The sequence below is a fragment of the Roseovarius autotrophicus genome (genome assembly GCF_018069895.1).
Lineage (GTDB): Bacteria > Pseudomonadota > Alphaproteobacteria > Rhodobacterales > Rhodobacteraceae > Roseovarius > Roseovarius autotrophicus.
In genome coordinates this window covers 544,498-565,970 of the sequence record NZ_JAGQDH010000001.1, presented here as the reverse complement: position 1 = coordinate 565,970, position 21,473 = coordinate 544,498, and the positions used below count along the sequence as shown (strand labels likewise).

Annotated in this window: 22 protein-coding genes; 17 read left to right on the top strand and 5 right to left on the bottom strand. The window is 65.4% G+C overall.

The window, feature by feature from the left end; translation table 11 throughout:
- Positions 1–8: 8 nt before the first annotated feature.
- Together KAK09_RS02885 and ychF are read left to right on the top strand one after the other, a co-directional pair.
- On the top strand, positions 9–929 hold the full coding sequence (locus KAK09_RS02885) for a DMT family transporter (RefSeq protein WP_210877310.1): 921 nt from the start codon (positions 9–11) through the stop codon (positions 927–929).
- A gap of 74 nt (positions 930–1,003) precedes the next feature.
- Positions 1,004–2,101 (top strand): redox-regulated ATPase YchF, encoded by a 1,098-nt coding sequence (ychF, locus tag KAK09_RS02880; protein ID WP_210877309.1) that lies wholly within the window; start codon positions 1,004–1,006, stop codon positions 2,099–2,101.
- A gap of 125 nt (positions 2,102–2,226) precedes the next feature.
- Here ychF and KAK09_RS02875 read toward each other — a convergent pair whose 3' ends face one another.
- A complete protein-coding gene (locus KAK09_RS02875) occupies positions 2,227–3,006 on the bottom strand; it encodes a Bax inhibitor-1/YccA family protein (protein ID WP_210877308.1) in 780 nt (259 codons plus the stop codon).
- 128 nt (positions 3,007–3,134) lie between these two features.
- Positions 3,135–3,332, bottom strand: coding sequence for a DUF1127 domain-containing protein (locus KAK09_RS02870; RefSeq protein ID WP_210877307.1), 198 nt, complete (start codon positions 3,330–3,332; stop codon positions 3,135–3,137).
- A 118-nt stretch (positions 3,333–3,450) separates the two neighbouring features.
- On the opposite strand from KAK09_RS02870, the gene KAK09_RS02865 reads away from it, so the two are divergent.
- Positions 3,451–4,347, top strand: coding sequence for a LysR family transcriptional regulator (locus tag KAK09_RS02865; protein ID WP_210877306.1), 897 nt, complete (start codon positions 3,451–3,453; stop codon positions 4,345–4,347).
- Positions 4,348–4,402: 55 nt separating this feature from the next.
- Here KAK09_RS02865 and KAK09_RS02860 read toward each other — a convergent pair whose 3' ends face one another.
- A complete protein-coding gene (locus KAK09_RS02860; RefSeq protein ID WP_210877305.1) occupies positions 4,403–5,383 on the bottom strand; it encodes an NADPH:quinone oxidoreductase family protein in 981 nt (326 codons plus the stop codon).
- 308 nt (positions 5,384–5,691) lie between these two features.
- On the opposite strand from KAK09_RS02860, the gene KAK09_RS02855 reads away from it, so the two are divergent.
- From KAK09_RS02855 to KAK09_RS02790, 14 genes are all read left to right on the top strand, one after another.
- Entirely contained in the window at positions 5,692–6,054 is a 363-nt protein-coding gene (locus KAK09_RS02855) for a helix-turn-helix domain-containing protein (protein ID WP_210877304.1), read from the top strand.
- Between the two features lie 54 nt (positions 6,055–6,108).
- Positions 6,109–6,900: an inositol monophosphatase family protein gene (locus tag KAK09_RS02850; protein WP_210877303.1), complete on the top strand. Its 792-nt coding sequence runs from the start codon at positions 6,109–6,111 to the stop codon at positions 6,898–6,900.
- A 44-nt stretch (positions 6,901–6,944) separates the two neighbouring features.
- The gene (locus tag KAK09_RS02845; RefSeq protein ID WP_247651007.1) at positions 6,945–7,346 is read left to right on the top strand and encodes a CAP domain-containing protein; all 402 of its coding nucleotides are present in this window, start codon (positions 6,945–6,947) and stop codon (positions 7,344–7,346) included.
- A 108-nt stretch (positions 7,347–7,454) separates the two neighbouring features.
- The gene (gene mgtE, locus KAK09_RS02840) at positions 7,455–8,849 is read left to right on the top strand and encodes a magnesium transporter (protein WP_210877301.1); all 1,395 of its coding nucleotides are present in this window, start codon (positions 7,455–7,457) and stop codon (positions 8,847–8,849) included.
- A complete protein-coding gene (locus KAK09_RS02835; protein WP_210877300.1) occupies positions 8,846–9,421 on the top strand; it encodes a 5-formyltetrahydrofolate cyclo-ligase in 576 nt (191 codons plus the stop codon). The genes mgtE and KAK09_RS02835 overlap by 4 nt, the downstream gene beginning before the upstream one ends.
- Positions 9,422–9,524: 103 nt before the next feature.
- Entirely contained in the window at positions 9,525–10,343 is an 819-nt protein-coding gene (locus KAK09_RS02830) for a TIGR00282 family metallophosphoesterase (protein WP_210877299.1), read from the top strand.
- 68 nt (positions 10,344–10,411) lie between these two features.
- Positions 10,412–11,152: a YebC/PmpR family DNA-binding transcriptional regulator gene (locus tag KAK09_RS02825; protein ID WP_210877298.1), complete on the top strand. Its 741-nt coding sequence runs from the start codon at positions 10,412–10,414 to the stop codon at positions 11,150–11,152.
- Positions 11,153–11,258: 106 nt separating this feature from the next.
- A complete protein-coding gene (locus KAK09_RS02820; protein WP_210877297.1) occupies positions 11,259–12,485 on the top strand; it encodes an N-acetylmuramoyl-L-alanine amidase in 1,227 nt (408 codons plus the stop codon).
- A 90-nt stretch (positions 12,486–12,575) separates the two neighbouring features.
- Positions 12,576–15,083: a PBP1A family penicillin-binding protein gene (locus tag KAK09_RS02815; protein WP_210877296.1), complete on the top strand. Its 2,508-nt coding sequence runs from the start codon at positions 12,576–12,578 to the stop codon at positions 15,081–15,083.
- Positions 15,084–15,152: 69 nt separating this feature from the next.
- Entirely contained in the window at positions 15,153–16,280 is a 1,128-nt protein-coding gene (prfB, locus tag KAK09_RS02810) for a peptide chain release factor 2 (RefSeq protein WP_210877295.1), read from the top strand.
- A 116-nt stretch (positions 16,281–16,396) separates the two neighbouring features.
- Positions 16,397–16,618 carry a twin-arginine translocase TatA/TatE family subunit gene (locus KAK09_RS02805; protein WP_210877294.1) on the top strand — a complete coding sequence of 74 codons (222 nt, stop codon included), beginning with the start codon at positions 16,397–16,399 and terminating at the stop codon, positions 16,616–16,618.
- A 7-nt stretch (positions 16,619–16,625) separates the two neighbouring features.
- Positions 16,626–17,063, top strand: a complete 438-nt coding sequence (gene tatB / locus KAK09_RS02800) for a Sec-independent protein translocase protein TatB (RefSeq protein ID WP_210877293.1) — start codon at positions 16,626–16,628, stop codon at positions 17,061–17,063.
- Complete coding sequence (gene tatC, locus KAK09_RS02795; RefSeq protein ID WP_210877292.1) at positions 17,060–17,941, top strand: twin-arginine translocase subunit TatC; 882 nt, start codon at positions 17,060–17,062, stop codon at positions 17,939–17,941. The genes tatB and tatC overlap by 4 nt, the downstream gene beginning before the upstream one ends.
- Before the next feature lie 3 nt (positions 17,942–17,944).
- Positions 17,945–18,778, top strand: a complete 834-nt coding sequence (locus tag KAK09_RS02790; RefSeq protein WP_210877291.1) for an ATP-binding protein — start codon at positions 17,945–17,947, stop codon at positions 18,776–18,778.
- Here the strand turns inward: KAK09_RS02790 and KAK09_RS02785 are convergent.
- Positions 18,741–19,811, bottom strand: a complete 1,071-nt coding sequence (locus KAK09_RS02785) for an AbrB family transcriptional regulator (RefSeq protein ID WP_210877290.1) — start codon at positions 19,809–19,811, stop codon at positions 18,741–18,743. The genes KAK09_RS02790 and KAK09_RS02785 overlap by 38 nt on opposite strands.
- A gap of 90 nt (positions 19,812–19,901) precedes the next feature.
- Positions 19,902–21,455, bottom strand: a complete 1,554-nt coding sequence (locus KAK09_RS02780) for a divergent polysaccharide deacteylase family protein (protein ID WP_336244410.1) — start codon at positions 21,453–21,455, stop codon at positions 19,902–19,904.
- Positions 21,456–21,473: the final 18 nt, after the last annotated feature.

Genomic DNA, 21,473 nt, shown 5'->3' with positions numbered 1-21,473 from the left:
TGCCGCCCATGCGCGCGGACAGGATCACCACGACCGAGACCATGGCGAGCCCCATCCGTGGGGTTGTCTGGATGATCCTGACGGGTCTGCTCTTTGTCGGCGTCACCGCCCTGGTCAAGGTTCTCGGCACACGCGTGCCAGCCCCTCAGGCAGCGTTTCTGCGCTATTTCCTCGGGCTTGTGTTCCTGTTGCCGATGCTCGGCACTCTGCGCAACCTGCGGCTGGATCGCGGAACATGGAGTCTTGTCGGCGCACGCGGCGCGCTGCACACGGTCGGCGTCGCGCTTTGGTTCTATGCCATGGCGCGCATCCCCATCGCCGATGTCACGGCGATGAACTACCTCGCGCCGATCTATGTCACCATCGGCGCGGCGCTCTTTCTGGGCGAGCGTCTGGCGGTGCGCCGGGTGATCGCCGTGGTCGTGGCGCTCTGCGGCGCGCTGATCATCCTGCGGCCCGGTTTCCGCGAGGTGGGGCCGGGCCATCTGGCGATGCTGTTCACGGCGATCTTCTTTGGCGGGTCCTACCTCATTGCCAAGGTGCTCTCTGGGCGGGTTAGCGCGGGTGTGGTGGTGGCGATGCTGTCGATCACCGTGACCATCGGCCTTGCACCCATGGCCATCGCCGTCTGGGTGCCGCCGACGCCCTGGGAACTGGCAATCCTTTTCGCCGTGGCCTGCCTTGCCACCGCCGGACATTACACCATGACGCTGGCCTTTCGGGCCGCGCCGCTGGCGGTTACGCAGCCGGTGACCTTCCTGCAACTTGTCTGGGCGGTGCTTCTTGGCGCGCTGGTCTTTGGCGAGGGGGTCGATCTGTTCGTGATCCTCGGTGGCACGGTGATCGTGGCTGCTATCAGCTTCATCTCCTGGCGCGAGGCGGTGCTCAAGCGGCGGATCACGCCGACGGTCTCGGCCACCAAGGTCTGACGCGCGCTTGACCTTGACCCCGCCGCCCCCGTAGATGCGCCCCGGAACAAGAGGCGCACGAGAGAGGCAGACCGATGGGATTCAGAATGGGTATCGTGGGGCTTCCCAATGTGGGCAAGTCCACGCTTTTCAATGCGCTGACGCGCACCGCAGCCGCACAAGCGGCCAATTTTCCCTTCTGCACGATCGAGCCGAATGTGGGCGATGTGGCGGTGCCCGATGCGCGGCTCGAGCGGCTGGCGCAGATTGCCGGCTCGCGCCAGATCATCCCCGCGCGCATGACCTTTGTCGATATCGCCGGTCTGGTGAAGGGGGCAAGCAAGGGCGAGGGCCTCGGCAACCAGTTTCTTGCCAATATCCGCGAGGTCGATGCCATCGCCCATGTGCTGCGCTGCTTCGAGGATGACGACGTGACCCATGTGGAGGGGCGCGTTGATCCGGTGGCCGATGCCGAGGTGATCGAGACCGAGTTGATGCTGGCCGATCTGGAATCGGTGGAAAAGCGCCGCGCGGGCCTCGTGCGCAAGCTCAAGGGTGGCGACAAGGAAGCCGCGCAGGCCGACCGGCTTCTGGCCGCTGCCCAGGCGGCGTTGGAGGAGGGGCGGCCCGCTCGCACGGTCCCGGTGGAGGCCGAGGATGTGCGGGCCTGGCGGCTCTTGCAACTTCTGACCGCCAAGCCGGTGCTCTATGTCTGCAACGTGGACGAAGCGAGCGCGGCCAGCGGCAACGCCTTTTCCGGGGCGGTGGCGGCCATGGCGGCAGAGCAGGGCGCAGCCTCGGTGGTGATCTCGGCCCAGATCGAGGAGGAAATCTCCAAGCTGGAGGTCGATGAGGCGGAGATGTTCCTGACCGAAATGGGGCTGGAGGAGGCGGGACTCGACCGGCTGATCCGCGCAGGCTACGCCCTTCTGCGGCTTGAGACCTATTTCACCGTCGGCCCCAAGGAGGCGCGCGCCTGGACAATTCCCCACGGCACGCCCGCGCCCAGGGCGGCGGGCGTCATCCATGGCGACTTCGAGAAGGGCTTTATCCGGGCCGAGACCATCGCCTACGAGGACTATGTAAGCCTTGGCGGCGAGCAGGGGGCCAAAGAGGCAGGCAAGATGCGCTCCGAGGGCAAGGGATACATCGTGCAGGATGGCGACGTGCTGCACTTTCTCTTCAACACCTGAAGCGGGCGGGGCCTCTCCCGGTTTCGGCTTGAGCCAGAGGCAGAACCAGAACCAGGGCCAGACGGCACGAACGAAAAGGGCCGGTCGTCATGACCGGCCCTTGTGCTTTTGCGCGGATCGCAACCCTATTCCTGCTGGCCCATGAACATGAGCAGGAACTGGAACATGTTGAGGAAGCTGATGTAGAGGCTCAGCGCGCCGTCATAGGCGGCCTTGTCCAGCCATTCCTGATCGCCGTGTGCAACATGGGCGACATAGGTGTTCTTGATCTCCTGCGTATAGAAGGCCGTCAGCCCCGCGAAGATCAGAAGGCCGATGGCCGAGATCGCGAACATCATGGCCGGGCTTTGCAGGAAGATGTTGATGATCATTGCCACGATCAGGCCGATCACACCCATGATCAGGAAGGTTCCCCAACCGGAAATGTTCTTTTTCGTGGTGTAGCCCCACAGCGACAGACCGGCAAAGGCAATCGCCGTCACCAGAAATGTCTGCACGATCGAGAAGCTGGTGAACACCAGAAAGATCGAGCTGAGCGAGATGCCGATCAGCGATGCGAAGGCGAAGAAGGCAAGCTGGACGCCTGCCGCCGATGCCCGGCGCATCACCGCACCCCAGCCGAGGAAGATGAAGGCCAGCGGCGCCAGCATCACCACCCATTTCAGAGGCGACAGGTAAAGCGCCGCGCCCAGACCCGAGAGCATCTTGCCATTAGGCAGTTGTGCGGCGGCCGCCGAGGGATCCGTGGTCACCGCAAGACCCGAGATCGCCCATGCCGCCAGCGCGGTAATGAGCATACCCACGGACATCGTGCCGTAGACCTTGTTCATGTGCGCGCGCAGGCCCGCGTCAATCTCGGCGGTGCGAACTCCTGACGCCGTCCGGATTGTGTTGAACTCTGCCATAGATACCTCCAGTTGAATGGCCACCCCACGATGGGGCTTTGTCGGTAATATCGGTGAGACAGGTGCCGGTTTCAAGTATTTCCGACTGTTTCCGATATGTTTTCCGGGCAGCAAGCCACGCAGCATGACTATTGGGCAGGAAGGTCCCAGAAGGGGCGGCGCGCCTCGCGCAGCGCATCACCGCGGCTGAGACCCAGATCCGCCAGCGCATCCGCATCGAGCCGCGCCAGCGCGCGGCGCTGATGCCAGACCGCGATCATCCGAGCCAGTACGAACCGGCGCGGCAGGGCAAGCGACAGGACAGGAGCGAGAGCGCGGGGCGACATGGTATTTCCTTCTCGATGGCGATGATCCGGGGGCTTTCTTTCCGATTGATATTCTCGCCTGTGTGTTTAAATTTTCAAAATGAATGTTTGTGTGGCTTTTCATCACAAGGGTTGAACAATGCGGAATCTCGACATCACCACGCTGCGCGCCATCGTCGCCGTGGCGGATCACGGCGGCGTCACGCGGGCGGCGGCCATGCTCAACCTCACGCAATCGGCGGTGTCGATGCAGATCAAGCGGTTGGAAGAAATGCTGGGGCTTGCGCTTTTCGAGCGGGCCAACCGGCGCGTCGCGCTCACCGCCTCGGGCGAGCAGCTTTTGCGCTATGCCCGGCGTATCCTTGACCTCAATGACGAGGCGGTGGCGCGGTTGACCGAGCCGGTCTATGAGGGCGAGTTGAGCCTTGGCATCCCCGATGACATCGTTTACCCGGTCGTGCCGCGCGTGCTCAAGCAGATCAACGCCGCCTATCCGCGGGTCAACGTCAACCTGCGCGCCAGCAATACCGTGCGGCTGCGCGCGGCGTTCGCGCGCGGCGAGATGGACCTGATCCTGACCACTGAGGAAGGGGTGGAGCCGGGCGGCGAGACCCTGACCGAAATTCCCCTGCGCTGGAGCGGGGCGCGGGGCGGGCACTGTTGGAAGCGCCGCCCGCTGCGCCTTGCCTTCACGCGCGCCTGTATTTTCCGCAGCGTGGTGGAGCGCCGTCTGGATGCGGCGGGAATCGACTGGGAAATGGCGGTCATCTCGGACGATGTGCGCGCGGTCGAGGCGCTGGTGAGCGCCGATCTTGCCGTTGGGGCGCTGCTTGAGACCTCGATCCCGCCGCAACAAGAGGCGATCGCGGCAGGTGATGCGCTGCCCGATCTGGGCGCGCAGAAAATCAATCTCTATGCACGCGCGGGCCACGATCCGATGGTTGGGGTGCTGGCCGGGTTTCTGCGGCAGGGCTTTGGCGGCGAGGCGGCGGTGGCGGCGCGGCCGCGTCTGGCGCTTGCGGAGGACGCGGCATGAGCACGCCCGAGGGGGCCTGTGCCACCGGCCAGACCTTGCATGTCCAAGGCGGGGCTTATCTGTCGTCGTGACCGGGGGTGGTCGTGACCACGACCTTGCCGGTGGATTTGCGTGTGCGCAGCAGATCGAGCGCCTCGCCCGCGCGTTCCAGCGGCAGGATGTGCGAGACATGCGGGCGGAGCCGCCCCTCGGCATACCAGCCAAAGAGGGTGGTCATGCTCTGCGTCACCACCTCGGGGCGGAATTTGAGGTAGCCGCCCCAATAGAGGCCCATGACGCTGATATTCTTGACCAGCAGGTGATTGGCGGGGATTTGCGGCACCTCGCCGGAGGCAAAGCCGATGGTGAGGATGCGCGCCTCGGGGTTGCAGGCGCGAAAGGCGGCGGTGAATTGATCGCCGCCGACCGGATCATAGACGACATCCACGCCGCCAAGCGCGCGGCAGGCCTCGCGGATGTCCTGGGTTGCGGCGTCGATCAGGTGGTCGGCCCCGGCCTCTTGGGCCACGGCCAGCTTGTCCGCGCCGCGCGCGCAGGCGATGACCCGCGCGCCCATCTGCTTGCCGATTTCCACCGCCGTCAGGCCCACGCCCCCCGCCGCGCCGAGAACGAGCAACGTCTCGCCCGGCTCTAGCCGCGCCTTGTGGTCAAGTGCGACATGGCTGGTGCCATAGGCCACCTGAAAGGCGGCGGCGTCGGTAAAGCTCATGGTGTCGGGCAGAATGACCGCGCGTGCCGCCGGAAAGACGCCGAACTCGGCCAGCCCACCCTGGCCGCCAAACACCGCCACCCGCGCGCCCGGCACGATCCCCTCAACTGCGGCGCCTACCGACTCGACGGTGCCGGCCACCTCCATCCCGAGGGTAAAGGGGGGCTCGGGCGTATCCTGATAGCGCCCCTCGATCATCAGCAGATCCGCGAAATTCAGCCCGCAGGCGGCGACCCTGACCCCGATTTCCCCCCGGCCGGGTCGGGGGGTGGCAATCTTGACAAGCGCCGGGGCGACCCCGGCCTGGGCAATGTGATAGGCGCGCATGCGGCTTCTCCGGTCTGGCTGGCCATGAGGTAAGCGGAGCGCGCATTCCTGTCCATCCGATTCGCTTCCGCGTCGCGCAGACCGGAGCGCATTGCCCTGACCCGACGCAAGCCCCTATTCAAAAGAATAGGAACACGGATAAATTGCGTGACTTTTGATCAATTCTTGCACGGCAGGCGCGATATGCCTTGTGTTTCAAGGTGATTTTTGCGACCGTTAGGCACGGACTTCGGGTCTCAAAGCATCTCATTGATGCACGCAAATGTGATGTTCGTGGTCCTAGGATTGATTTTGAGAGGTAAAAATTCATGCCGCACGCGGTCGACATTCACGTAGGAAAACAAATTCGCCATCGCCGTTGGCTTATCGGCATGACCCAGCAACAACTGGCCGAGGCGGTGGGGATCAAGTTCCAGCAGATCCAGAAATACGAAACCGGCGCGAACCGCGTGAGCGCATCGCGGCTTTGGGATATCGCCGACGCGCTCGATGTGGACATTTCCTTCTTCTTCGACGGCCTTTCCAAGGAAGCGTCAGGCGGGTCCGCGCTGCCGGCCGAGATCATCACCGACAAGGAGGCGCTTGATCTGGTGCGTTCCTACTATGCGATCCCCGAGAATCAGCGCCGCCGCCTGTTCGATCTTGCCCGTGTCCTGAGCGAGGTGGCTTGAGCCTGACCGGGCCACGGGCTATGCCGCCGACAGTGAATAGCCGGGGGCAAGGCGATGGACCACGATGAGATTGTGAAAACGGCGCACGTGCTGGCAGATGCCGCGCGAGAGGCCGTTCTGCCCTATTTCCGCAACGATGCCCTCTGCGCAGACAACAAGCATGGCGATGGCGGTTTCGATCCCGTCACCGAGGGCGACCGCGCCGCCGAACGGACGATGCGCGCCTTGCTGGAACGGCTGCGCCCCGAGGATGGCATCCTTGGCGAGGAATTCGGCGCCACGCCCGGAACAAGTGGTCTGACCTGGGTGATCGACCCGATCGACGGCACCCGCGCCTTCATGTCGGGGGCACCGACCTGGGGCGTTCTGGTGGCGGTTTCCGATCACGGTGGCCCGATCTACGGTCTTATCGACCAGCCCTATATAGGCGAACGGTTCGAGGGCGGGCTGGGGCGCGCACGGCTGACCGGCCCACTGGGAGAGCGCACCCTGCGCGCGCGCGGTGATCGCGCGCTCTCGGATGCGGTGCTGTTCACCACCTTTCCCGAGGTGGGCAGCCCGGCCGAGGGGGCGGGCTTTGCCGATCTGGCACGGCATGTGAAACTTACCCGCTACGGGCTTGATTGCTACGCCTACGCGCTGCTTGCGGCAGGGCATATCGATCTCGTGGTCGAGGCTGGGCTGGCCGCCTATGATATCCAGGCGCCGATTGCGGTGATCGAGGCGGCGGGCGGCATCGTCACCGATTGGCGGGGCAATCCCGTCCACGAGGGTGGGCGGGTTCTGGCCGCTGCGGGGCGGCAGCAGCACGAGGCCGCTCTGGCGATCCTGTCGCGGGTGCCATGAGGCGGGGCGCGCTTGGCCTCTTGTTGATACTGGCCCTGGACGGCATGGCATCGGCCCACGATGCGACCGCCGATTTCGGTCCGGGCGCGCAGTCGCGCATCAACGCTGACCGCGCGGCGCGGGATCGCGGGCCGCTGGCCGTATCGGTCCCGCTCAGTCGCGCCGCCGCCCGCCATGCACGCGACATGGCGCTGCGCGGCTACTTCAGCCATACCGGCGCCGATGGCAGCACAATCGCAGAGCGCGTCCGCCGCGAGGGCTATGGCTTTTGCTTCGTGGCCGAGAATATCGCGCGCGGCCAGACCACGCTTGACGAGGTGCTGCTGAGCTGGATGTCGTCAGATGGGCATCGGCGCAACATCCTGCACGACCAGGCTGCCGAATTCGGGCTGGCGCGCGCGCCGGGTAATGTCTGGGTCATGGTCCTGGGCCGGCAGGGCTGCTGAAGCGCGCCGACAAATCCCCGGGTGCGCGATTGTTTTTCGACTGTGCAGCCTTTAATCAGCACCAGGCAACCAGCGCACGGGGATGGCGCATCGACACAGGAGGGCAGCATGGCCGAGAAAGACGACGACCTTGTGCCCGACGCTGGCGCCGAAGAGCAGACCGACAAGCCGCTCGGCCGTGCGCGCATGTCGCGGATCATGTATGCGCTCGACACCGAGAACCGAGAGCTTCTCTGGTCGGAGATGGAGCCGCTCCACCCGGCCGATATCGCCGACCTTCTCGAACAGATCAACGCCTATGACCGGCGTCGCCTGATCACGCTTTACGGGCAGGAATTCGACGGCGACATCCTGTCGGAACTTGACGAGTCGATCCGCGAAGAGGTGATCGGCCTGCTCACCCCCGAGGTTCTGGCCGAGGCGGTGCGCGAACTCGATTCCGACGACGTGGTGGACCTTGTCGAGGATCTCGAGGACGAACAGCAGGCGGCGATCCTCAAGATACTGGAGGACAGCGACCGCGTCGCCGTCCAGCAATCGCTGACCTACCCGGAATATTCCGCCGGCCGCCTGATGCAGCGCGAGGTGGTGATGACCCCCGAGCACTGGACCGTGGGCGATGCAATCGACTTCATGCGCAACGCCGAGGAATTGCCCGAACAATTCTACCATGTGATTCTTGTCGATCCGCGCCTGCACCCTGTGGGCAATATCACGCTTGGCAAGATGATGGCGGCACGCCGCTCGACCCCGTTGCGCGATCTGGTCGAAGAGACCTTTCATGTTTTCAAGGTGACCGATGAAGAGGCCGATGTGGCCTATGCCTTCAACCAGTATCACCTGATCTCCGCTCCGGTGGTGGACGGGGACGGGCGGCTTGTCGGCGTGATCACCATCGATGACGCGATGATCGTTCTCGATGAAGAGCACGAGGAGGATTACCTCAAGCTGGCCGGGGTTGGCGATACCAGCCTCACCGACAAGGTCTGGACAACGGCGCGGGGCCGCTTTCCCTGGCTGCTGATCAACCTGATCACCGCCAATGTGGCCGCGCAGGTGATCGCGCAGTTCGAGGCGACGATCCAGCAGATCGTGCTTCTGGCGATCCTCATGCCGATCGTGGCCTCGATGGGCGGCAATGCCGGCACGCAAAGCCTTGCGGTCGCGGTGCGGGCGCTGGCGACCAAGGACCTGACGGCTTCGAACGCCGTGCGTGTGCTCACGCGTGAGGCGGGGGTGGGCACGCTCAACGGGCTGGCCTTCGGCGTGATCATGGGCGGGGTCGTGGCGCTCTGGTTCGGCGAGCCGGTCATCGGCATGGTGATCGCGGCCGCGCTTTTGCTCACGCTGATCGGGGCGGCGGTGGGGGGCGTGCTGATCCCGCTCGTACTTGAACGCATGGGGGTCGATCCGGCGGTGGCCTCCGGGCCCTTTGTCACAACGATCACGGATATCGTGGGCTTTTTCGTCTTCCTCGGCATTGCGACGATGGTCCTGATATGAGCGATCTCGTCGCGCGCAAGGCCGCCGCGCGCAAGGCCGCGCTTGCCCGCCGCCTTGAGGCGCATCGTGCCGCGCCTCCGGGGGGGGCAGGGCTGCTGTCTGCCGTGCTCGCGGGCCATCGCGGCGTGTCGCTCGCGGGCTACATGCCGATCCGCTCCGAGATCGACCCGCTGCCCGCCATGGCCGAAGCCGCGGCCCACGGTCCTGTCGCCGTGCCGGTGATCGAGGGCGCGGGCCTGCCGCTGCGCTTCTCGCGATGGGAGCCCGGATGCCCGCTGCGCGAGGGCCCTTTCGGCGCGATGGTGCCCGAGACGGACGACTTCATGACACCCGAAATCCTCATCGTGCCGTTGGTGGCGTTTGACCGTGCGGGCGGGCGGCTGGGTTATGGCGGCGGCTTCTATGACCGCACGCTGCAAGGGCTGCGCGCCGCGCGTCCGACCCTTGCCATCGGCTTTGCCTATGGCGCGCAGGAGGCCGAGGGGCTGCCGCTGGAGCCAACCGATCAGCCGCTGGACATGGTCGTGACCGAGGACGAGGTGATCACCATGCCGCGCCACCCCCGGCGATGACCCGGCCCCGACCCCGGCGTTTCACGGATAGGCTCGCCCGAGGCGTCCGCTTCTGGCGGCTTGGCGCTTGCTCTCGCGGGCTGCGCACCTTAACACGACACCCATGAAACTGCTTTTTCTTGGCGACGTGATGGGACGGGCTGGCCGCGCGGCGGTGGCCGAGCGGCTGCCGAAACTGCGCGAGGCGTGGAAGCTCGATTTCGTTGTGGTCAATGGCGAGAATGCCTCTGGCGGGATGGGGTTGACGGCATCCCATGCCGGGGACCTGTTCGGCGCGGGCGCCGATGTGGTCACGCTGGGCGACCATGCCTTTGACCAGAAGGACATGTTGCAGGCCGCCGAGCGTGAGCCGCGCATCATCCGCCCGCTCAACTTTGCCAAGGTGGCACCGGGGCGCGGGCACCGCGTCTTTACCGACGGGCGCGGGCGGCGGGTTCTGGTGGCGCAGGTGCTGGGCAATGTCTTTATGCGTCGCGCCTATGACGATCCGTTCTCGGCGGTGGATGCGGTGTTGCGCACGCACCCCCTGGGCGGCGCGGTGCAGGCGGCAGTGGTCGATGTGCATTGCGAGGCCACCAGCGAGAAAATGGCCATGGGCCATTTCTGCGACGGGCGCGCGAGCCTTGTGGTGGGCACACATACCCATATCCCCACGGCGGATGCGCAGATCCTGCCCGGCGGCACGGCCTTTCAGGGCGATGCGGGGATGTGCGGCGACTACAATTCCGTGATCGGCATGGATCGTGCCGAGCCGATGCGCCGCTTTGTCACCGGCATGGGCAAGGAAAGGTTCACCCCCGCCATGGGGGCGGTCACGCTCTCGGGGGTCTATGTCGAGACGGATGACGCAACCGGGCGTGCCACCCGCATCGAGATGGTGCGCCAGGGTGGACGGCTGGTGCAGGCAGGCCCTGCCACCTGAGCCGTTGCCCCGCGCGCATCAAGCGGCTAAAAGGCCCGGAAATCGCAAGCATCCCACAAGAGGACCACATGGCCGGCCATTCCAAATGGGCGAATATCCAGCACCGCAAGGGGCGGCAGGACGCCGTTCGTGCCAAGCTTTTCTCCAAGTTCTCCAAGGAGATCACCGTAGCTGCCAAGATGGGCGATCCGGATCCTGACAAGAACCCGCGCCTGCGCCTTGCAATCAAGGAGGCCAAGGCGCAATCCATGCCCAAGGACAATATCGAACGCGCCATAAAGAAGGCTATGGGCGGCGATGCGGAGGATTACGAGGAAATCCGCTATGAGGGCTATGGCCCGAATGGCGTGGCGGTGATTGTCGAGGCGATGACCGACAACCGCAATCGCACCGCCTCGAACGTGCGCTCGACCTTCTCGAAGAACGGCGGCAATCTGGGAGAGACCGGCAGCGTCGGCTTCATGTTCGAGCGTAAGGGCGAGATCACCTACCCGGCGACCGTGGGCGATGCCGACACGGTGATGATGGCCTCCATCGAGGCCGGAGCTGAAGACGTGGAAAGCGGCGCGGACGGCCATGTGATCTGGTGTGCCGATACCGATCTGAACGAGGTGGCAACCGCGCTCGAAGCCGACCTGGGCGAGAGCGAGTCGACCAAGCTGGTCTGGAAGCCCACGACCACCACCGAGATGGATCTTGACTCGATGCAGAAGCTGATGAAACTCATCGATGCGCTGGAGGACGACGACGACGTGCAACGCGTCACCACCAATTTCGAGGCCAGCGACGAGATCATGGCGCAGCTCTGAGCGGCTGTTGCCGGGTTTCGAGTATTTCCGGAACAATGAAACACCGGGTCTGTTTTCGGGCCGCGCGCCGGGTTATGCTCGGGGCAACGAGACCGGAGACCGGCATATGGGCAGTTCCTTTCTTAAATGGCTGGTGGCGGGGTTGTGGTTCTGCCTTGCGCCCCTGGCCGCGGCGCAGGAGTTCAGCGCGTTGGCGCGGCTCGACATGAGCCAAAGCGCGATCTTCGATCAGGGGCGCGGGGTCGAGGTGCGGCTGGCGCTCTCGCAGGGGGTGCCCTGGCGTGTGCTGACGCTCGAGGCGCCCGAGCGGCTGGTGCTCGATTTCCGCGAGGTGGACTGGCAGGGGGCCGAGGGTGCGCTGGCCATGACCACCGATCGGGTGAGGGGCTTGCGCATGGGGCAGATCCGGCCTGGCTGGTCGCGCATGGTGGTCGATCTGGCGGGGCCGCATGTGCTTGAGACAGCCGGGCTGGAAGTGGACCGGCAGAGCGGGGCCGCGACACTCCGGGTGCGACTCGGGGTCGAGGACGCAGCGCGGTTTTCGGCCATGGCAGGGGTGCCCGAGGGGCCAGGATGGGAGGCCGCGCCCCCCTCCGGCGCGGTGTCGCCGAGCGCGCGCGATCCTGATGCGCCGCTGCGCGTGATGATCGACCCCGGTCATGGCGGGATCGACCCCGGCGCCGAGGTGGAGGGGCTTCAGGAGAAGCACCTGATGCTGGTGCTGGCGCGCGAATTGCGCGAGGCGCTTATGCGCGCGGGTGGCTTTGAGGTCTGGCTTACGCGCGAGGGCGACGAGTTCGTGAGCCTCGAGGGCCGTGTGGCGTTGGCGCATCGGGTCGGGGCGGATGTGTTCGTCTCGCTGCATGCCGATGCGTTGTCGGATCTTCGGGCACGCGGCGCCTCTGTCTATACGCTGTCGGACAGCGCCTCGGATGCCGCCAGCGCCGCGTTGGCCGAGCGTCATGACCGTGCCGACATTCTTGCCGGAGTCGATCTGAGCGGCACCGACGATATCGTGGCGGGCGTGCTGATGGATCTGGCGCGACAGGAGACACAGCCGCGCGCCGCGGCGTTGGCGGCAAGCCTGCTCGACGGTTTGCGAGCCGAGGGTATTCCGCTTTTGTCGCGCCCGCTGCGTCATGCCGGTTTTTCGGTGCTCAAGGCGCCGGACATACCGTCGGTGCTGGTCGAGACGGGGTTTCTCTCGAACGAGCGCGACCGCCGCCAACTGAGCGACCCCGCCTGGCGCACGACGCTGGTGGTGGCATTGCGCGATGCGCTGATCGCCTGGCAGCGGTTGGATGCGGCACGTGCGGGGCTGGTGCGGCAATGAGAGCGGCCTGGCTGGTGCTGAAAGGCTTTGTGTTTTGACGGCTGCGCCCGCGCCTCTTATATGGGGCGCAGCGTCGATGAGGAGACTGCCGTGCTGCGCCCTGTTCTGAGCCTTCTGGGTACCGTCTTCAGCCTGATCACCCTTGCGGTGGTGATTGTCGGGCTGTCGATCGGTGCGGTGCTGCACATCTATGGCAAGGACCTGCCGAGCCATGAGAGCCTTGCCAATTACACGCCCCCTACCATCAGCCGGATATATTCCGCCGAGGGCCGCATCATCGACGAGTTCGCCCGCGAGCGCCGCCTGTTCACCCCCGCCGCGGATGTTCCCGATCTGGTCAAGCAGGCCTTCATCAGCGCCGAGGACAAGAATTTCTATAACCACCATGGCTTTGATGCCGTGAGCATCGCCTCGGCGCTTTATGATGCGGTGAAATCGCGCGGGCAGAATGTGCGCGGCGCCTCTACCATCACACAGCAGGTGATGAAGAATTTCCTTCTGTCGGGCGACCGGCAGATGGAGCGCAAGATCAAGGAGATCATCCTTGCCACCCGGATCGAGGAGACGCTCTCGAAAGAGCAGATCCTCGAACTCTATCTCAACGAGATCTTTCTTGGTCAGAACAGCTATGGTGTGACCGCCGCCGCGCAGACCTATTTCAACAAGCCGCTGCGCGCACTGGCCCCGCATGAGGCGGCGATGATTGCGTCGATGCCCAAGGCGCCGAGCGATTATCATCCGGTGCGCGAGAGCGAGCGCCTGCTGGCGCGACGCAACTTCGTGCTCCGCGAGATGTGGGAAAACGGCTATCTGAGCGAGACCGAGTATCGGGCCGAGCGCGATATGCCGTTGCGCTCGGTGCAGAATGGCGATTTTCCGCCCTTCAGTGCCGAATTGCCGCCGCGTGACTATTTTACCGACGAGATCCGGCGACAGTTGAGCGAGATCTACGGCGAGGGCGAGTTCTTTACCGGCGGTCTCACCGTGCGCGCCACCATCGACCCCGAAATGCAGGTTCATGCTGCGCGCGCCCTTCGCCGTCAACTGGAAGCCTATGATCGGGGGCAGGGCCGTTGGCGCGGCACCGGAGAGAACCTGCCCGAAGAGGTGCTGGGGTCTGAGGCCGACTGGCAGGCGGCACTTGCCGATCTGCGCGTGCCGCGCGACATCGAGCTTGACGGAAAGTGGCATCCGGCAGTGGTGCTGGAGACCGGCGATCAGGCAATGCGCATCGGTATCGAGGGTGTTGAGGGCACCCACGAAGTGCCGCGCAGCGACATCAAATGGCTGCCCGGCGATTTCCGGGCCACCTTCAAGCGCGGCGATGTGGTGCATGTGCGCGCCGTCGTCCACGATGACGGCACCTTCGCCAACTGGAGCCTGCGGCAGGTGCCCGAGGTGCAGGGCGCGTTCATGGCGATGGATGTGAACACCGGCCGCGTGATCGCGATGCAGGGGGGGTTCTCGTATCAGCATTCGGTGTTCAACCGCGCCACGCAGGCGTTGCGCCAGCCGGGGTCGAGCTTCAAGCCCTTCGTCTATGCCGCCGCCCTCGACAGCGGCTATTCGCCCGCCACCATCGTGATCGACGCGCCGATCGAGATCGACACGCCGCAGGGCCTCTGGCGGCCGCGCAACTCGTCCAACAAGTTCTACGGTCCCACGCCCTTGCGCACCGGCATCGAGCAGTCGCGCAACCTGATGACCATCCGCCTTGCGCAGGAGGTGGGCATGGATGTGGTCGCGCACTATGCGGAACGGTTCGGGGTCTATCAGAACATGGGCCAGTTCCTTGCTAATTCGCTCGGCTCCGAGGAGACGACACTGTTCAACATGGTGGCGGCCTACGCCATGTTCGCCAATGGCGGCGAACGCGTGCGCCCGAGCCTTGTGGATCGGGTTCAGGATCGTTACGGGCGCACTGTCTACCGGCAGGACACACGAACTTGTGTCGATTGCCGCGATCCGGCCCTGCCGCGTGATCGGGGCCCGCGGATCGTGTCCGACCGCGAGCGGGTGATGAATGCGGTGACGGCCTATCAATTGACCTCGATGCTCAAGGGGGTGGTGGATCGCGGCACGGCCGCGGGTGTGATCGACCTGCCGGTGCCCACGGCGGGCAAGACCGGCACCACGAATGACGCGCGCGACGTGTGGTTTGTGGGCTTCACCAGCAATATCGCGGCGGGTTGTTATATCGGCCATGACCAGCCGCGCGGCCTTGGTCGGTCGGCCTATGGGTCGTCTCTGTGCGGCCCGGTGTTTCAGGAGTTCATGACCGAGGCCGTCAACACCTTCGGGGGTGGGCCGTTCGAGATTCCGCCGGGTGGGCATTTCATCAAGATCGACCGCTTCACCGGCGCGCGCCTGCCCGATGACGCCTCCGGCGATTATGTGATGGCCGAGTATTTCCGCGACGGCGAAGAGCCGGTCTTTGGTCTGACCTTCGACGGCGGCTTTGCCATGGGCAACGATCTTGACCTGTTCCAGCCCGGCGAGCGCGAGCGCGTGCAAGAGGTGACCACCTCGACCGGCGACAAGGCGCAGGTGGGTGGCAAGGCCAGTTTCGGCGCGATGAGTTCGGGCGGTCTCTATTGAGGGCTCTCTTGTCCGGCCCGTCCCGCTACGCTATCAGGCGCTTCTGAGCAGCCAAGGACAGTAAAGACCATGCGCGCCGAAACCCAGACCCTCGTTTCCGAGATCGAAAAATCGCTGGAGTTGTTGCGCCAGCGGCTGGGATGGGAGACCGCCCGCCATCGGCTTGAGGAGTTCAATGCGCGGGTCGAGGATCCGACGCTCTGGGAAGACCCGGCCAACGCACAGAAGCTGATGCGCGAGCGTCAGGCGCTGTTGGATGCGCTGGCCACCCACGACAACATCAAGCAGGAGCTTGAGGACAATCTCGGTCTGATCGAACTGGGCGAAATGGAGGGCGATGCCGAGGTTGTGGCCGAAGCAGAGGCGGCAATCCGCGCGCTGACCAAGGTGGCCGCCGCCAGGGAGCTTGAGGCGCTGCTCGACGGCGAGGCCGACGCCAACGACACGTTTCTCGAAATCAACGCCGGCGCGGGCGGCACCGAGAGCTGCGACTGGGCGGCGATGCTGGCGCGGATGTATGTCCGCTGGGCCGAGAAACGCGGCTATACGGTGGAACTGCAATCGGAATCAGCTGGCGACGAGGCGGGGATCAAATCCGCCGCCTACAAGATTTCCGGCCACAACGCCTATGGCTGGCTCAAGTCCGAATCGGGCGTTCACCGCCTCGTGCGGATATCGCCCTTCGATTCGGCGGCCAAACGGCACACGTCCTTTTCCTCGGTCTGGGTCTATCCGGTGGTGGACGACAATATCGAGATCGAGGTGAACCCCTCGGATATCCGCATCGACACCTATCGCTCTTCGGGCGCAGGCGGGCAGCACGTCAACACCACCGACTCGGCGGTGCGCATCACCCATATCCCGACCGGGATCGTGACCACCTCCAGCCAGAAATCCCAGCACCAGAACCGCGACATTGCCATGAAGGCGCTGAAATCGCGGCTCTACGAGCTGGAATTGCGCAAGCGCACCGAGGCGATCGAGGCCGCCCACGAGGCCAAGGGTGATGCGGGCTGGGGCAACCAGATCCGGTCCTACGTCCTGCAACCCTATCAGATGGTGAAGGATCTGCGCACGGGCGTCGAGACTTCGGACACGAAGGGCGTGCTCGATGGCGACCTCGATCAGTTCATGGCCGCGACGCTTGCGCAGAACGTCGCCGGCAAGAGCCGCGCCGAGGCGAGGGCCGAGGACTGAGGCCCGCGCGATTTGCGTACCGCGGCGGATTGGTCCTTTCATCGCGGGCGGTGAGTGTCTAGATAAGGGCAATGAATGTTCCGGGGGGGGCACCCCCCGAGCAAGGGAGAGAAGACATGCTCAACAATATCGGCCTTCCCGGCCTTCTGCTTATTGCCGTGGTGGTGCTGGTGCTCTTTGGGCGCGGCAAGATCTCGGCGCTGATGGGCGAGGTCGGCAAGGGAATCACTTCGTTCAAGAAGGGCATTGCCGAGGGCAACAAGGAACTCGAGGACGAAAGCAAGTCCGTCGATACCGCTCGCGACGTGACGCCCGCCGAAGAACAAGACAAGGTCTGAGTCCTGCATGTTCGACCTTGGCTGGACCGAGCTTCTGGTCATCGGGATCGTGGCGCTGATCGTCGTCGGTCCCAAGGACTTGCCCGGCATGTTCCAGGCCGTCGGCCGCTTTGTCGGCAAGGCCCGCGGCATGGCGCGCGAGTTCAGCCGCGCGATGAATGACGCCGCCGATCAATCCGGCGTGAGCGATTTGCAAAAGACCTTCAAGGCTGCCGCCAACCCGATGAAATCGGCCATGGACGAGGTGCGCAAGACGACCGAGGACGTGGCCCGCGATCTTGACAAGGCTGCCCGCCCGCCGCTCGACCCCGAGAAACAGGCCGTGGCTGACGCGACCCGGGAAAAGGCTGCCGCAATGGCCGCCGAGCGCAGCGCTGCCGAGGCCGAGACGGCAAAAGAGACCGCCCCGAAGGCGACCGACAAGGGCACCGAGGACAAGGCATGAGCGTGCCCGAGGACGACATCGACGATTCCAGCGCCCCGCTGATCGAGCATCTGGCCGAGTTGCGCAACCGGCTGATCCATTCCGTCGTGGCCTTCGTCATCGGCATGGTGATCTGCTTTACCGTTGCCACGCCGATCTTCAACTTTCTCACTGCGCCGCTGTGCAAGGTGCTGGCCGAGCGAGGGCAGGATTGCAGCCTGATCTTCATCTCGCCGCAAGAAGGGTTCTTCGTCGCGATCAAGGTCTCGCTTCTGGGGGGATTCATCCTTGCATTCCCCTATATCGCCAACCAGATGTGGCGTTTCGTGGCACCGGGCCTCTACAAGTCCGAAAAGGGCGCGTTTCTGCCCTTTCTCATTGCCTCGCCCTTCATGTTCTTTCTCGGCGCGTCCTTTGCCTTTTACGTCGTGACGCCGCTCGCCTATGATTTCTTCCTCGGCTTCCAGCAATTCGGCGGCGAGGGCGAGGCGGTCGAGGGCGGCATGAATGCGGCGCCCCTTTCGGTGGTGTTTCAAGGCTCGGCGCAGGAGTATCTCAACCTCACGATCAAGTTCATCGTGGCATTTGGCCTGTGCTTTCAGCTTCCCGTTCTGCTGACGCTCATGGGTAAGGCAGGACTGGTCAGCGCGCCGGGTCTCAAGGCCGTGCGCAAGTTCGCCGTGGTGGGCATCCTGCTTCTCGCCGCGCTGGTTACGCCGCCCGATGTCATCACCCAGGTCATCCTGTTCGTCGTGGTCTACGGACTTTACGAAGTATCGATCCAGTTGGTTGCCCGCGTCGAGAAGAAGCGTGAGAAGGAATTGCGCGCACAGGGCCTGTGGTTTGAAGACGACGATGAAGACGAGGTGGCGCAAGCCGCCGAGGACAGCAAGAGCTAAGCCATGGACCCGCTGGACCGTATCGCCGCCGCCCTGGAGCGGATGAGCCCCGCCCCTTTGACGGCCCCCGATTTCGGTGTGGCGGATGCGTTTCTTTGGCACGTTGCCCCCGACCGGCTGGAGCCTGTGCCAGACGTGGCCCGAGTGGACATGGGCCTTTTGGTGGGTATCGACCGTGCCCGCGACACGCTGCTCGCCAATACCCGGCAGTTCGCGCGCGGCCTGCCCGCCAACAATGCGCTCCTCTGGGGGGCGCGCGGCATGGGCAAGTCGAGCCTGGTAAAGGCCGTGCACGCCGCCGTTCTGGCCGAGGGCCTGCCACTCAAGATCGTGGAGTTGCAGCGCGAGGACCTGCCCTCGGTGGGTCGCCTCCTGAACCTGCTGCGCGGCTCGCAGACGCGGTTCCTGCTGTTCTGCGACGACCTGTCATTCTCTCATGACGACCAGCATTACAAGTCCCTCAAGGCCGTGCTCGATGGCGGGATCGAGGGGCGGCCCGAGAACGTGGTCTTCTACGCCACATCCAACCGCCGCCACCTGATGCCGCGCGACATGATCGAGAACGAACGCTCCTCCGCGATCAACCCCTCCGAGGCGGTCGAGGAAAAGGTCTCTCTCTCAGACCGGTTTGGGCTATGGCTGGGTTTTCATCCTTGCGATCAGGACGAATACCTGTCGATGATCCGGGGCTACTGCGACGCCTATGGCGTGTCGATCGACGACGCGGTGTTGCGCGCCGAGGCAATCGAATGGCAGGCCACGCGCGGCGCGCGCTCTGGCCGCGTCGCATGGCAGTTCTTCACTGATCTGGCGGGGCGGCACGGCGTGCGGGTCTGAACTTCGTCACCGCGCCGATCACCAGCACGGTGAGCAGGATGCGGTATATGTGGTGCAGCGTGACAAAGGCAGGGTTGGCGTTCAGGCTGAGCGCCACCAGAGCCATTTCCGTGACGCCACCGGGTGCGAGGCTGATGATAAGCACGTCCACGGACTCGCTCGTCAGCGTGTGAAGCGCCGCCGCCAGTGCTACGCCGAGCGTCAGCATCCCCAGCACCGAAACCGCCGCAAGCCCCGCCCCGCGCAGAAGCAGTCCGCGGCTCAGCCCGGTGAAGCGCATCCCCAGGGCGGTGCCGAGGATCATCTGCGCCAGATTGACAAGCCATTGCGGGATCTCGAATCCCAGATACCCGGAAAGCGACAGCGCCGCCGTCAGTGCCATCGGTCCGGTCAGTTGCCACGCCGGCAGACGCAGCGCGCGTCCGAGTGCCAGCCCACCCAGCCCCGCCAGCGCAACGAGCGGCAGGTCCGACCACGGCACCTCGGCGCGCGCAAGGCTCATGCCCCCAGCACTCCCCACAGGCTCTCCCAGCCAGAGTGACAGGCCAAATGGCAGCATCGTCACCACCGCGATGACGCGCAGGAACTGCTGCATCATCAGCCGGGTCATGTCCGCGCCCGCCGCCTCGCCCATCTCGATGCTTTCATAGAGGCCGCCGGGGGTGCTGGCATAAAAGGCGGTGGTGGAATCATAGCCGCCGACATGGCGGAACACTGCGTAACCAATCCCATGCGCGAGCCCCACGAACAGCGTCACCGCCCCCAGCGTCAGGGCATAATGATGCGCCTCGGCAAAAAGCGCAGGCGTTACCTGTGCGCCGATCATCAGCCCGATGATGGCGATGAAGGCAAGGCGCACCGGTTCGGGAAAGCGATAGCCGTCGGGCAGGCGTTCCGGGATCAGTGTGGCAACAAGCGCCGAGACGGCCAGTGGGCCGAGCATGAAGGGTAGGGGAAGCCCGAGCGCGCTTGCGGCGAAACCCGAGAGAGCGGCGAGCGCCAGAAGCGCGAGTGATGTGGCGAGATGCAGCATGACCCTACCTTTGAACCACCGCGCGCGGACGGGGGCAAGGGGGCGGTTCAGGTGCCCTTCGCTGGGGGCTCCCGAACGGGTGGGCGCGCGTCAGCGGCTTGAAAGAACGGCCGAAACCGGTGCGAGCGCGACGCTTGCGGCGCGGTCCTGCAAGCCCCAGAGCAGCAATGCGCTGATCGTGTCGGCGCGCACGCGGCCAAGCATGATTACGCCCTCCTCCTGCTGGCCCGCGCGCATCGCGCCCTGATCGAGAAACCGCCGCACCGCGCCCGCGTCCTGCCCCTGCCCGTCGATATCGCGGAACAGCGTCACCGAGGGCACGCCCTCGCGGGCAATGAGTTTCTGCGCGGTGTTGAGCCGGTTGGGAAGCATGATGATGCCGTGCCCTGTCTCGGTCAGGATCGGGGCAAGCTGCGCGCTTGCCTCGCGGCTGGCCTGGAGCCCGGTGCCGGTGCCTTCGATCACTGCCACCGCCTGCGGGATGGCCGCAAGCCACGCCTGCATGGCGGTCTCGGTATCGGCGGCGGTCGCGCTCTCGGGCAGGTCTGCGGCGATAAGCACCTCGAAACCTGCGGCGCGATAGCGCGCGGCGGCCTCGGCGGCGTCCGGGCGGCCTGCGGGAATGGCGAAGCTGAGCGGATAGGGAAATGCCTGCAACGCCTCAAGCCCGAGCATGCCCTGTCCCTCGTCGATCAGCACGATCGCCATGAGAGGACGGCCTGCGGGCGGCTCGAAAGCCACGGCGTTGCGACGGAGCGCGCCCTCTGGCTCCTCGGGGGGTGTCTCTGTGGTTTCCGCCTCTGCCGGGGGCTCCTCGGGCTCACCGCCAATGCGTGGCAGTCGGCCCACCGTGATGCCCTCGGCATGGTTCTCCAGTGTTCCCGAGGGGGCGAGGAGGCGGGGTTCGGGGGCCGCATCGGGCGCGGGCGCGCCCTCGTCGGGAGTGATCGGCGCGGTCACGGCGTCCGTGGCCTCTGGGGTCTTCTCGGCGGGAACAGCAAGCGCGGTCCCGGTGTCCGGCGCGTCTGATGCGTCTTGAGGAGGGACGAGTGGTTCGGTGATGGCCATCTGCACCTCGGGCGCTGTTTCCGCCTCGTGCCCGCGAGCGGGATCGCCGGCCTCCGGCACAGGCGCGGCAAGCCCCGCACTCGCCTCGCCCGGATCGGGCGCGGGAGGTTGTGCGGGGTCGGTGGAGATGACAAGCCGCGCCTCGCCGTCGGGCAGGGCAGGGGCCACGGCCTGTGGCGCGGGCAGAATGGGGCTGTCGCTTTCGAAGGCCACGCCGCCCTCGGCCTGCGCTTCGGCGGGCGGCGTGCCAAGCGCGCCTGCCGCCCCGGTATCGGGGGCCTGAACCGGCGCGGTATCGGCCCCGGAAAGGGGGCGTAGATCGTCGCGCTCCGGGGGCGCGACACGCGGCACGGCCACTTGTGTCGGGCCTTCGGTGACAGTTGGCAGTGCCGCCTCGCGATCCTCGCGCACCGCGTCAAAGCCAGAGCCGGGCGGCAGATCGACCGCGCTTGCCTCTGGTGCGGTCTGGCGCACCGCCGCCATGTCGGCGAGATCGCTCACCACCGATACCGTGCCCAGAACCAGCCCCGATACGGCCAGCCCCGTCACCATTCCCGCCAATGCCCCGCGTATCACTGCCTTGCCCCCGTGGTC

What these genes read in the sequence shown, in the direction of transcription:
- KAK09_RS02870 (WP_210877307.1), bottom strand. Translation starts at nt 3,332, where the DNA reads ATGTCGCCCCGCGCTCTCGCTCCTGTCCTGTCGCTTGCCCTGCCGCGC.
- KAK09_RS02785 (WP_210877290.1), bottom strand. Translation starts at nt 19,811, where the DNA reads ATGCTGCATCTCGCCACATCACTCGCGCTTCTGGCGCTCGCCGCTCTC.
- KAK09_RS02790 (WP_210877291.1), top strand. Translation starts at nt 17,945, where the DNA reads ATGGACCCGCTGGACCGTATCGCCGCCGCCCTGGAGCGGATGAGCCCC.
- KAK09_RS02805 (WP_210877294.1), top strand. Translation starts at nt 16,397, where the DNA reads ATGCTCAACAATATCGGCCTTCCCGGCCTTCTGCTTATTGCCGTGGTG.
- KAK09_RS02830 (WP_210877299.1), top strand. Translation starts at nt 9,525, where the DNA reads ATGAAACTGCTTTTTCTTGGCGACGTGATGGGACGGGCTGGCCGCGCG.
- KAK09_RS02865 (WP_210877306.1), top strand. Translation starts at nt 3,451, where the DNA reads ATGCGGAATCTCGACATCACCACGCTGCGCGCCATCGTCGCCGTGGCG.
- KAK09_RS02825 (WP_210877298.1), top strand. Translation starts at nt 10,412, where the DNA reads ATGGCCGGCCATTCCAAATGGGCGAATATCCAGCACCGCAAGGGGCGG.
- tatC (WP_210877292.1), top strand. Translation starts at nt 17,060, where the DNA reads ATGAGCGTGCCCGAGGACGACATCGACGATTCCAGCGCCCCGCTGATC.
- KAK09_RS02860 (WP_210877305.1), bottom strand. Translation starts at nt 5,383, where the DNA reads ATGCGCGCCTATCACATTGCCCAGGCCGGGGTCGCCCCGGCGCTTGTC.
- KAK09_RS02850 (WP_210877303.1), top strand. Translation starts at nt 6,109, where the DNA reads ATGGACCACGATGAGATTGTGAAAACGGCGCACGTGCTGGCAGATGCC.
- KAK09_RS02845 (WP_247651007.1), top strand. Translation starts at nt 6,945, where the DNA reads ATGGCATCGGCCCACGATGCGACCGCCGATTTCGGTCCGGGCGCGCAG.
- KAK09_RS02835 (WP_210877300.1), top strand. Translation starts at nt 8,846, where the DNA reads ATGAGCGATCTCGTCGCGCGCAAGGCCGCCGCGCGCAAGGCCGCGCTT.
- prfB (WP_210877295.1), top strand. Translation starts at nt 15,153, where the DNA reads ATGCGCGCCGAAACCCAGACCCTCGTTTCCGAGATCGAAAAATCGCTG.
- KAK09_RS02820 (WP_210877297.1), top strand. Translation starts at nt 11,259, where the DNA reads ATGGGCAGTTCCTTTCTTAAATGGCTGGTGGCGGGGTTGTGGTTCTGC.
- mgtE (WP_210877301.1), top strand. Translation starts at nt 7,455, where the DNA reads ATGGCCGAGAAAGACGACGACCTTGTGCCCGACGCTGGCGCCGAAGAG.
- KAK09_RS02855 (WP_210877304.1), top strand. Translation starts at nt 5,692, where the DNA reads ATGCCGCACGCGGTCGACATTCACGTAGGAAAACAAATTCGCCATCGC.
- ychF (WP_210877309.1), top strand. Translation starts at nt 1,004, where the DNA reads ATGGGATTCAGAATGGGTATCGTGGGGCTTCCCAATGTGGGCAAGTCC.
- KAK09_RS02885 (WP_210877310.1), top strand. Translation starts at nt 9, where the DNA reads ATGCGCGCGGACAGGATCACCACGACCGAGACCATGGCGAGCCCCATC.
- KAK09_RS02875 (WP_210877308.1), bottom strand. Translation starts at nt 3,006, where the DNA reads ATGGCAGAGTTCAACACAATCCGGACGGCGTCAGGAGTTCGCACCGCC.
- tatB (WP_210877293.1), top strand. Translation starts at nt 16,626, where the DNA reads ATGTTCGACCTTGGCTGGACCGAGCTTCTGGTCATCGGGATCGTGGCG.